Source organism: Vibrio sp. 1-Bac 57, assembly GCF_037546855.1.
In the GTDB taxonomy this organism is placed as follows: Bacteria; Pseudomonadota; Gammaproteobacteria; order Enterobacterales; family Psychromonadaceae; genus Psychromonas.
On the sequence record NZ_JALAAC010000059.1, the window covers coordinates 1 to 10927 of the forward strand.

6 protein-coding genes and 1 pseudogene are annotated in these 10927 nt (G+C 37.3%); 4 read left to right on the forward strand and 3 right to left on the reverse strand.

Features of this window, described 5'->3' with window-relative positions:
- Positions 1 to 8: 8 nt before the first annotated feature.
- Positions 9 to 1643, reverse strand: a complete 1635-nt coding sequence (locus MT391_RS19865) for a DUF3943 domain-containing protein (protein WP_499499769.1) — start codon at positions 1641 to 1643, stop codon at positions 9 to 11.
- A 287-nt stretch (positions 1644 to 1930) separates the two neighbouring features.
- On the opposite strand from MT391_RS19865, the gene MT391_RS19870 reads away from it, so the two are divergent.
- The 4 genes from MT391_RS19870 (at position 1931) to MT391_RS19885 (ending at position 7163) form a co-directional block, all read left to right on the forward strand.
- Positions 1931 to 3055 carry an acyltransferase gene (locus MT391_RS19870; RefSeq protein WP_499499771.1) on the forward strand — a complete coding sequence of 375 codons (1125 nt, stop codon included), beginning with the start codon at positions 1931 to 1933 and terminating at the stop codon, positions 3053 to 3055.
- Positions 3056 to 3233: 178 nt separating this feature from the next.
- The gene (locus MT391_RS19875; RefSeq protein WP_499499773.1) at positions 3234 to 4262 is read left to right on the forward strand and encodes a hypothetical protein; all 1029 of its coding nucleotides are present in this window, start codon (positions 3234 to 3236) and stop codon (positions 4260 to 4262) included.
- A 141-nt stretch (positions 4263 to 4403) separates the two neighbouring features.
- Positions 4404 to 5021: a hypothetical protein gene (locus tag MT391_RS19880; RefSeq protein WP_499499775.1), complete on the forward strand. Its 618-nt coding sequence runs from the start codon at positions 4404 to 4406 to the stop codon at positions 5019 to 5021.
- A gap of 114 nt (positions 5022 to 5135) precedes the next feature.
- Positions 5136 to 7163, forward strand: coding sequence for a putative bifunctional diguanylate cyclase/phosphodiesterase (locus MT391_RS19885; RefSeq protein WP_499499776.1), 2028 nt, complete (start codon positions 5136 to 5138; stop codon positions 7161 to 7163).
- Positions 7164 to 7598: 435 nt separating this feature from the next.
- On the opposite strand, the pseudogene MT391_RS19890 reads toward MT391_RS19885, so the two are convergent.
- Both MT391_RS19890 and MT391_RS19895 read right to left on the reverse strand, forming a co-directional pair.
- Positions 7599 to 9386, reverse strand: a pseudogene (locus MT391_RS19890) (cation:proton antiporter); the annotation flags it as partial.
- Positions 9387 to 10190: 804 nt separating this feature from the next.
- Positions 10191 to 10784, reverse strand: a complete 594-nt coding sequence (locus tag MT391_RS19895) for a CoA pyrophosphatase (RefSeq protein ID WP_166373150.1) — start codon at positions 10782 to 10784, stop codon at positions 10191 to 10193.
- Positions 10785 to 10927: the final 143 nt, after the last annotated feature.

A 10927-nucleotide genomic window follows, 5' to 3' on the forward strand; every position in this document is an offset into this window, starting at 1 on the left:
AGATAAAGTTACATTCTTTCCCCTGCACCAAATCGATACACGACTTTACCTATCAGTTGCTGATGGTGGCTTTCTTCATCGGTTGTATAATAATTAACGAGGTCAGCCTGTAATGCCCATTTTGTATTTAAACGATAATGAAGGCCGACGCCTGCGTTAAGTTGTAAATTATAACTGTCTTTATCTTCGTCCCAAATTTCTTCACCGATGCCTGCTGTAATGTAAGGGCGTAAATTAGAGTCCGTATTGAAATAATATTGACCATCAACACTAAAGGTTTCATAAGCGCTATATTGCTCGATGACTTCTTTTAATAGCTTAGAAGAAGAATAATTTAAACGCGTTGAAAAGCGTTTTGAGAAGTATAAACCTAAGGATATCTGCGCATATTTGTTATTTAACTGGCCTCGTTTTCGGTCAAAGTTAAGATAACCAGTCCCAACACTTAAACCAATAATGCCTACATCAACAGGGTCTTTTGCATTGGCAAATGAGTAACGCTCACCTAGCTTACGTTTACCGCTGATACCCGGTTGCGCTAAGCTATTGTCATCACCAAACAAGTAATTTATTTCAAACATGACTTGTTTGTCCGTTTGTAAACCGCCGGGCGTACTTTGCTCTGATATTTTGACATAACCTGTTCCGGCTTTGATTAAGTCTCTACCAAATAAGCGATTTACATTTCGACCTAAAGAGTCAACGGGATCTAATAAAAATAAAGCGGTATTACCTAAGTATTCACTGCCCCAAACGGTGCCGCCGCCAGCCCAAATCTCGCGCTCTGTATTAAAAGCCCACTCACCGTAAACCCATCCTAATACTGGCGTTACCACTAAATCTTGCATTGAAGGCGTTTCTGCAAACGCTTCAACACCATATTCCCAAAATACCGTAGACATTAATGCTGAGTATAAAAATGAATCCCACTGTCTATAGCCTGATTTACGTGCAGACTGATAATAAACGCCGCCAAAATAAGGGTGCATAACATAATTTAAAATAGCATCATCACGGTCCCATACTGGGCCTTCTTTAACATTCTCTAGCCACTTTTCACCGATGCTTTGGTCGTTATCACTATCCCAATTTGTCACTGATTCAGGTAATGCAGCTAATACGCCGACTACGCCTAATCCATAATAAAAGATAGAAGTAGTTTGTGACCAAAGTCGCTCTCCATCTTCACCATGTTGTGGAGAAAATAAAGACACTTGATATGGGTTATCGTAAAAATCCTGTTCAACCTCAAACTGTTCCCAAGCAGAGTTAGTAAAAGCAGGTTGATAATCCGTTGGTTGATTATTGTGTATTGATATCGCGCTCAACTGTTGCTTCGCTTCTGAGTTTTGATCCAGGCTTCTTTCTAAGTGAGTTGTTAGGGTTTTATCTAAGGAAGAGCCTGAGTATTGTGGCACAGGTTGTAGATGATTTCTTTCAGCTAAAGGTAGTTTGCTTGAATGAAAGTCAATGTTGGGTAATAGCTGCATAGGGGGGAGCTTGCCCAGTGGCAAGGTGCTTGTATCATTAGTATTATTTCTTGTCTCCTTTACATCACTATCTGAAGCGTTGAGATTGGGGCTTATGATTAAAAGTGGCAAAATAGAGAATGCTAAACAGCATGAAGGTTTAGTGAATATCATTGAAAATCCTTATCGATAAATTAGTTTCTATAAATAACCCTCTAGAGCAAAAACAAATGTTGTATATTAAGTGAATTCCATTCAATAAGTGACCGTAAGCAGGTCGATACTAATGTTAAAGTTGATAGTCATTATCAATTTTTTTAAGTTTTCTGTAATATTTATTCAGAATGCTTGTCCTATTGATATTAATAATATTGTACACCAAAACGGTATTATTCATGACAGTGATTAATTTCCCGCTAGTTCTATTAATAATATACAAGTAATAACATAAGGTGAATTATATGACGGCAGCACGCCAGTCCATTTTCTATATCGATTTCTTACGTTTCATTGCCGCGATCGCGGTTATTATGATCCATGTGCTTGGTCCTTTTCGTTATTTATACGGGGAAATTCCTGACAGCGATTGGTTAGCCGCCGCTGGACTTAATAGTCTTACACGCTGGGCTGTTCCCGTGTTTATGATGATCAGTGGGGCACTGCTGTTATCTTCAAAAGCGCTATCATCAAAAAAACTATCATCAAAAGCATTATCACAAGACCCATCACCATCAAAATCATTGCCGCAAGAAGCATCACAAGAATCTTTCAAATGGGGGCCTTACCTAATTAAACGTGTCAGTAAAGTTGTTGTACCATTTATTGGGTGGACGATAATCTTTGCTCTAGTCAGCGGTTATATGGTTGACGGTGTTTTTACTGGGCAATGGTCGAGTAATATTACAATGGATACATTAGGAAGCTCATTAACAGAGCCTGTCTGGTACCACCTTTGGTTTTTTTACGACTTTATTCCACTGTATTTTGTGATCCCATTTTTATTACCTTTACTTAAACAAGCCTCGGCTGATCATATTAAATTAGCCTTATCATGCTGGGCTATTTTATTTTTAATGCATTGGTTAAAAATAGGGGACTTTTTACAGCAAAATATTGTGTTATATAGTGGCTACCTTGTTTTAGGTTGGTATTTGTTTAATAGGGATAATCGTGAACACTTAAAATATTGGATAGCAGCCGGTAGTTTTATGCTTTTGCTCAACTTTTTTGGTTCTTGGTATGTTGCTACGGAAAAACAAGCGTACAGTTCATTATTCATGGGGTATAAAACACTTAATACTGCCATTATCGGAGGCATGTTATTTGTATTAGCACAAACTTATGCGCATAAAATACAAGGTCGTTTACGCGCTTTAGTAACCCTTATTTCAACGTATAGTTTGGGCATTTACTTAGTTCACCCTTTAATATTGATCCCTATACGTGATTTAAATAATGGGTTTTATCAAGTCTTTCAAAGTAACTGGATAGCGATTCCAATACTTACCTTTTTGACATTAGTTGGGTCATTATTATTAACTATGTTGTTAGTTAAGTTGCCATTTATTAGACGCTTAGTACCGTAATATTGCCGTAATCAAAAGCAGCGATTTTTCACCTGTTGATAAATCGCTGTATTGTCCTTCTTATACTACAATAAATACCTAAATAGAGAGGTGGGGGACACTTAAATTAATTTATTAACCTTACCTGTTAGTAAGTGATTAATTTTCCAGTCTTAACTCGAATAAGGGTTGCCGTTTTATGAAAAAAAGTTACCCCACATGGACAGTGTTCAGTACCCGTTGTTTATTATCTTTCCCTCTTTTTGTATTTTCAAACACGGCACAGGCGGAATTTTTAGGGGAAAACAGTCGTGTATCCATTGATATTTCTTCTCGTGTTAGCAGTAACCTAGATACTCAAGATCATGCTTTCATGCATGTGTTAGGAATTGATATACATAAAGTATTTAGTAGTGAAACAGGGGATATCGGCACATTAATACTGCAACCTTATATTGTAAAATTAAATAATGTTAAAAAACCTCATTTTATTTTTGATGATGGTAACGATACTAAGCTCACATGGCGTATCGCTAATTTTAATTATACGGCTTTAAATCAAGGCAAGTTTAATATTAGATTAGGGCATTTTGAGGTGCCTTTTGGGCTAGAATACCAACTAGATACTAATGGTACATTACATCAATTAACTACTGAGCAGCGAGGCATAAAAACTGATTGGGGGCTTTCTTTGAATGGTATCATGCCCGGTTTTGAATATGAGATTGCACTAACGCAAGGTTCAGGTGCTGAAATTAGTAATAATAGTGACTCGCACCTATTTTCTGGTCGAATTGGAACGCTAAGTACTAAAAATATAGTTACAGGCTTCTCATGGTTAAGCGGTGATATTTTAGCGGCTAATGGTGTTATTGAGCAGAAAAAAGTGGCCTTAGATCTTTCCTATTATTATTACCAATGGCGGTTTATGGCGGAATCTTCTATTGGTAAAAAAGCAGGAAATAATACTGCTAATGGTTTTGCTGAAGTGATGTGGCGTACCCCCAAAGAAAATATCTCTGTTTATACTCAACTGCGTTATCAACGCGCAGAAATAGATCATAACGTGAGTAGTGAAAGCAGTTCTACAAGTAATTGGGTAGCGGGTGTGCAGTGGATGAGTGACCATGGTTTCGATGTTAGCGCACAATATAAACATAAATTAAAAGAAGCAAAAAACCAAAATATTGAACCGATTTTAAGTGTGCAGCTAAGGTATAGAATGTAGCGTCATATGGCTTTAACGGTTAAAAGGTCAAATAATAATATATGAAACGATGAACATTAAACGGCAATACACTAAACAATAAAATCCTAAACAATAAAATCTTTAAAAAAAATTAAATGATAAGGCATTAACCCAAATAATATGAAACAGCGTAAAATTTTTACATTAATCGCCCTTATGGCGACACAGGTCTTAATGAACTCTCCTGCTTATGCAGCTTTTTGTTCCTTAAGAGACCCTGTGTCAGCAATGCAAATACTCTATAAGGATGGATACCAATATCGTTCTATTGTTGCGACGGTTACTGAGCAAGATAGAGTAGCGGTTAAAGACAAGTTACCTTTTACAATCCATCAAAGTGAAGTTAGTAAGCATACTTTATACGTGCTTTTTAAGGATCGTAAGGCTGCTGGTTTCTTACAAGCACGTTCAGAATGGGCTAAATGGGGGTTAGTAGAAATTGCCTGGGCTATCAACTTAGATAGGAGTTTAAAAGGTTTCTATTTTCAACGTTGCCGAAGCCCCGAATGTAACGATAGCGTCGTACAAGATATCAACAAGCAACTTCATAATAAAAATTTTGCGCAATTAAAGTCCTTACTGACGCTTGATGGAGAAGCACTTTCTGAAGCGGGAAAAAATACATTTTCTACTTATCCAACATTAGCGTTGCTAGTCTTACGGTCTGCATTAAAAACCTTAGCAATTACTGATATCAGTTGGGCAAAATATATAACAAAGATAGAAAGTGACAATTAATGGCAGTAACTGTTATAGACAGTAATGGTTAATGAAATGAAAGTAATAATTATTAAAAGTAGTCATCGATGAATAGCGCACTAACTGAATTTATACGTTAATTAAAGGTATGTAATGAGAATAAGAAGTTATTTGGCGATCCTTGTTTTTTCCTGCTTGATTGGTGCTTATGCGCTAGAACAAGTATTGGGTTTTCATTTCAATCACGTTCAAATATTAGCGAGTAAGCATACACAAAGCCTTCTACGAGCGAAAGATTTTGAGCGCATAGAAAATAGCATTTCACAATTTTTAATCTCTGCAGATTTAGTGATTGCATCGGGTAATACCTATCTCATTATGGGGACAAAAAATATAGGGGAAAACATCAGCAGAAATTTGGTCGTTGTGCAAAACCAAAGCCTACCTCCTTTAATGAATGATGAAATTGAAAAAACCATCCTTAATATTAAAAAAATTAATACCCACCTCGATGGTGTAGCGGAAATACCAGATAAAGAACTAATATTACACTTACGTAAATTATTGCCAGATTATGATGCTGTTAGTTTATCTTTAGTAGAAAGTATTCGATTTTTGATTACTGAATGCAATAATATGATTGAGCTAGACGCGTTATCTTTAGCCGAAGAAAAGCGTTTTATAGCAGCTGCAGCTTGGATTGCACGTGTTTTTTTACTGCTATTAATTATTGCTGCTTGGTGGTGGGCAAATAAGAAAATTTGTAATCCGTTAAACACGCTAATTGCTTCTTCACACAATGCACTAGCCGGCAATGACTTTAAAGTTAGCGATGATGCACCTACCGAGATCACTGAATTAAGTCATGATTTTAAGCTATTAACAGAAACGCTACTGCATCAAGCATCCCATGATCCATTGACTGAACTTTATAACCGTCGTGCGTTTGAGCGTAACCTGAATGCTGCTATTAACTATAAAAAAAGACCCTCAGCGATCAACGATGATAAGCGGTTTTTATGTTTTATCGATTTAGATTATTTTAAAACAATTAATGATACCTGTGGCCATTCAATAGGTGATCAAGTCTTAGTTGATGTGGCTCGTATATTAAAACAAAAAGTGCGCAGCTACGATACGGTGGCGAGATTAGGTGGTGATGAGTTTGCTATTTTGATCAATCGCTGCCCTGTAGATAAAGCACTTGAAATTGCTGAACAGATTAAACAAAGCATTAACCAGTTAACGTATCACTGGCAAGGTGAAAATTTTCAATTAAGTGCCAGCATTGGTATTGCTCCTCAAACCAATCAATCTAGTGCTACTGATTTATTAAACTCGGCAGACATCGCCTGTGGTTTAGCGAAAAATGCGGGAAGAAATTCAGTTTATTTATACGATACTTGCGATCAAGTTTTCGCAGATAATAAACAGCAATTATTGTCAGTACACCACTTAAATAATGCATTAAATAACAATTTATTTGTATTATACAAACAAGATATTGTGCCGCTACAGCAACAAAAAGTAGGCAGGGTCTTTGAAATATTATTAAGAATGTTAGACAACGAAGGAAAATTGTTGAGTCCTGCTTGTTTTTTACCCGTTGCCGAGCGTTATCAGCTTACCGGTAAAATAGATCGTTGGGTGATTAATGCCGTATGCGACCATTTTATGGCACGTACTGAAGAACTTAAATCGATTAAAACAATTGCGATTAACTTATCTGGGCACTCTTTAACTGATAATGAGTTAGAAACCTTTATTATTAATAAACTGACACAGAGCCAAATACCCGCTAATAAAATTTGTTTTGAAATCACTGAGACGGCTGCTATTAAAAATATCAATCGTGCTCGATTATTTATGAATAACATTAAAGCGTTAGGTTGTCAGTTTTCCCTTGATGACTTTGGTAGTGGTCATTCTTCCTATGCTTATATCAAACAATTACCGACGGATAAGATTAAAATAGACGGTGCAATTGTGGCGAATATGCTCACCAATCCAATCGATTTTACCGCTGTTAAATCGATTTGCGAGATAGGCAAAGCAGCCAAACAAGAAGTCATTGCAGAGTTTGTTGAAGATTTTAGGTTAGTTGAAGCATTAACCGCATTAGGTGTTGATTATGCACAGGGTTACTATTTTGCTAGGCCAGAACCTTTAGTCGTTGTTTAAATAGTATTCCATAAAAGTGGATGCGTTAATTGGATGCTTTGACTATTGGATAAGCACCAATACCTTTGTAAATCTGAGTGTTTGAGGGGAGCAGACTGTTAAAAGGTCACACTGCACAGTGTGACCTTTGCTTATAGGCAGGACTAAAAAGTATTAGGCTGACTTAGGCCTTGTCTGCGTTTCTTTTTCATCTGTATCCTGTATTTTTTCGTCATCGGATTCTGATCGAATAGACTCTGCTTTTTGCGCTTCTTCAATTGCAGCTTGCTCCTTGCGTCGTGCTTTTTCAAGGGAGCGTTGATCTGCCTCTTCTGCTTCACGGATCGCACGTTCTTCTGCACGCGCTTCGGCCTCTGCTTTTGCTATTGCTTTAGCCTGTGCTTTGGCTTCACGTTCTGCTTCTTCATCTACAGCACGTTGAATAACTGCTAGATCTTGCGCTTCTTGAGGCAATAAACTAATCAACTCAATACCTACAGGATAATCAGCATCTTTTTCATTGGAAACAATCTTAATTTCACCATCTTTAGTTAAGTACACTAATGGCATAGCCGAGTCGCCGTAACGTCTTTTAAAGCGCTCAAAGGTAAAGTTCTCAGTGATGTTAGTCACTTTTAGAATACCGCCTCTGGCCATGATGCTGGCAATCTTAGCGTAGGAAATATTTTCTCCAAATAAGCTCAATCGTTTTAGATATGACTCCGATAATTGATGGCGTGCGCTGGCACTGTCAGCATTGTTCAAACCATAAACTTTCTCCGAGCCAAGTAAATCTTGGAAGTGAAAGGAAACTAATGGGTTTAATTGACGGTAAGGAGACATCACTAAGACACGACCTATGCCGCTTAAATCCATATAGTTGGTCGCATGCTCGGAAGCTGGGTTACCAAAATAAACGGGAATATTTTCCATACGAGCTTTACGAATGCTATCCCAGTTATTGTCTGCTAATAGCACTTTTACATTTTTAGAGATTAAAATAGTTGCAAGTTCGCGTGAGAACTTAGAGGCGCCAAACATCAGTAAACCTTCATTCGCGCCTTGTTTTACCCCTAAAAATTTTGCCCATGGGCCGGCGGTTAAACTTTGAATAACCACGGTGCCGATAATAATTAAAAATACCAGCGGTACAATAGAACTTGCACCTTCAAGGCCAACGGTCTCTAATTTAATCGCAAATAGCGATGAAATAGCGGCGGCAACAATACCACGCGGTGCAACCCAGCTGAGAAACCATTTATCCTTTGAGGAGACATTAGTACCCAGGCCAGAGATCCAAATACTGAGTGGACGAGCGACAAACATCACCACCATCAGCACGCCTAATCCACCAAAGCCTAGGTCTAACATGGCACTAGAATCAAGTCGTGCAGCAAGTAGAATAAACAGTGCTGAAATTAATAGTACGGTTAATGTTTCTTTAAACTCTAAAATATCAGCAATATCAACGCCACGCATGTTTGCTAACCAAATACCCATTACAGTCACGGTTAATAACCCAGACTCTTCTTGGTAGATATTCGAGCCTACAAAAACGCCCAGCATAATGGTTAATACCGCAGTATTACGTAAATAATGTGGGAATAAGTTCTTACGAATCGATAACCCAGTTAAATAACCAGCTGCAGCCCCTAAACCAAAGCCCAGTAATAATGTATATCCCAATGCAGATAAAACATGTGAGGTAGGATCCGCCGTTACTGCAATATATTCAAAGACTAAAACTGCGAGCAGCGCGCCGATAGGGTCGATTACAATGCCTTCCCAACGTAAAATACTGGCTAAATTAGACTTTGGTTGCACGGTACGCAACATAGGGACAATAACCGTTGGCCCTGTCACAACGACTAGGGCGCCAAACAACATCGCAATGGACCAGTCAAAGCCTAAAATATAATGAGCCGCTGGTGCGATACAGGCCCAAGTGATAAAAGCGCCAATGGTGACTAAATGCGTGACCATTCGGCCATGCTCTTTAATCTCTTTAAAGTTAAGTGTGAGTGCGCCTTCAAAAAGAATAACGGCAACACCTAATGAGATAATCGGGAATAATAAATCGCCAAAAATAGCATCGGGATCCAATATGCCAAGTGCGGGCCCTAATAATAAACCACATAATAATAGTGGGAGAATTGCAGGTAAACGTAATTTCCACCCTATCCATTGACACAAAAGTGACAGTACACCGATCAGTGCAAGCATGCCTGTGATGTGTTCAACCATATTTATTTCCTTTTTTTTCAAACCATTGCAAATTAATTATCTACCCTGCAATGGGGGTCACGATGATTCGTGAGCAATTTATACGTTTGGTAACTTGATTTGTACCATTTTGTTCATTAAATATTATTTACAGGCTGACAAAATAATGAAAAATATTGCCAATAAATCTTTACTTTCATTGCATTCAAAAACGTTCTTATTAAGTAAAAAAGCACAGCGTTACGCACTAATTATTAATCTAATTAGCAAAAATAATCAGTTATTAAATGGGAGTGTTTTTTTACTTATCTTTAAAAGTGATGTTGATGTTTAATCCAACGCTTATTAATAAAAGCCTACTATTTTTTCTATCTATTACTTTTACTATTACTATTAACTTTAAATTGCCGCTATCTCGTTAGCGAAGTACACCTAGTTAAGTAACTGTAGCCAGATAAGGCTAGCTAATATCTGTTAATAAGCATCATTATATTTACAAAAAGCATTGTTTTTTTATCATTAAATTTTGCTCTATAACATACTAATTCGCGTATTGGAGCAAGTGTTTTTTTGATCTTAATCACGTTTTATCAAGGCTGTTAAATAAAACATTAATCTTATCAGGTAATTAGTTCCTTCTTCTTTGTTGGTATTTTATCCCTTTATGGTGATACTTTATTTAAAAACAAGTATTCAAAAACAAGTTGTGTTCAGCAGGGGGAGGAGTTTATAGCAAACCATTAAGCAAATGACTAGAACCTATTTGTTTGCATCGTACTGTGTGTCTTGCCGAGTTAGTCACTAGGGCTGTGTTGATTGGGTAGATTAATCTTTCAAGTGAGATTGTAAGTTGATTAACATTTGCGCGGTAGCTCCCCAAATTAAATGGTTTTGATAAGCACAACAATAAGTAAAATGACGTTGTTTATTAGCGACTAAATATTGTTTAGAAAAGTTATTACTGTCTAATACAAATGCAAAGGGGACTTCAAAGCAGGCTTTAACCTCAGAACGGTCAATAATAACTTGCTCTTCGCTATTTACAAAACCAATGAAGGGCGTGACGTGGTAACCGCTGTTAGTAGTTAACGAAGGTAAGCTACCAACTAACTGTATATTCTCCTGCTCAATGCCTATCTCTTCCTGTGTTTCTCTTAATGCGGTGATAGCGAGCGAATCATCGCTTAATTCATACCTGCCTCCGGGAAAGCTTACTTGCCCAGGGTGGTGCCTAAGGTGCAAGGCCCGTTGTGTGAAAATCATATGTAAGCCATTGTCTCTTTGTATCAATGGCATTAATACTGCTGCTTTTTTTAATGGCTGCTGGGCTTTATTAAGAGATTGTAAGTGATGCGAAACAGGCGCACTGAAATTAGCTTGTTGTAAGATAAAACGATTAAGAAAACGTTGTTTATTCATCTTACCTTTTATACTCCTGAGTGATTTAGTTGGCTATCTTTACTGGCTATCTTAGCTGACTATTTTAACTGATATTTTAGCCTGCTATTATTGACCGTTTTATTGCCTACTTAATTTCATTAATAAACGAACAAGCTAATAAC